At 71.6% G+C, this 825-nt stretch carries 1 protein-coding gene; it reads left to right on the top strand.

Going from position 1 to position 825, the window contains the following annotated elements; genetic code table 11:
• The coding region (locus AC1DWF_RS33405; protein WP_476842792.1) for a Bug family tripartite tricarboxylate transporter substrate binding protein at positions 1–742 on the top strand (742 nt) is incomplete at its 5' end.
• Between the last annotated feature and the right edge of the window lie 83 nt (positions 743–825).

Below are 825 nucleotides of genomic sequence, written 5' to 3'. Positions count from 1 at the left end.
GGAGTACATGGCCCGCGTCGATCCCGACGGCTACACGCTCTTCCTGGGCGACAACGGCAACCTCGGCATCACCCACGCGCTCTATCCGACCCTGCCCTTCGACACGCAGCGCGATTTTTCCGGCGTGGCGCAGCTCACCGCCGGACCCTTCGTGCTGGTCGTCCCGGCGAACCTTCCGGCGCGCACGCAGGCGGAGTTCGTGGCGCTGCTGAAGGCGCGGCCCGGGGCGCTGAACTTCGGCTCGGCCGGCATCGGCTCGGGTCCGCACCTCGCCTATGAATCCTGGCGCCGAGCGGCGGGCGTCGAGATGACGCACGTGCCCTATCGCGGCACCGGCCCGGCGCTGCAGGGCCTGCTGGCCGGCGACACGCAGCTGATGATCGGCAATTACGGCGTCTTCCGCGGCGCGGTGGAGGGCGGCCGGGCCCGCGTCATCGCCATCTCCTCGCCGACGCGCCAGCCCAGCATCCCCGACGTGCCGACGGCGAAGGAGGCCGGCGTGGACTGGGGCCTGATGGGCTTCAACGGCGTGCTCGCGCCCGCGCGCATCCCGCCGGAGCGGCGCCAGCTGCTGGAGGACGCCTTCCGCGCCATCATGACGCAGCCCGAGACGGTGGCGCAGATGCTGACCCTTGGCTCCATCTCGGACTTCGGCACGGGCGCGGAGCTCGACGCGCGCATGCGCCGCGAGCGCGCCGACTGGACGCGGCTGGTGCGCGAGGCGAACATCCAGGCCGAGTAGAGCGCGATCCGCCGAGGCCTCTTCGGCCGAGGCGGTGAATCGCCCTCTCGATATGCGGGGGAACGTCGATGACGATGCTGATC

It is taken from the genome of Aminobacter sp. P4_D5, from assembly GCF_056401815.1.
The sequence above is the reverse complement of the archived record's forward strand: the minus strand, read 5'-3'. Positions and strand labels throughout refer to the sequence as shown.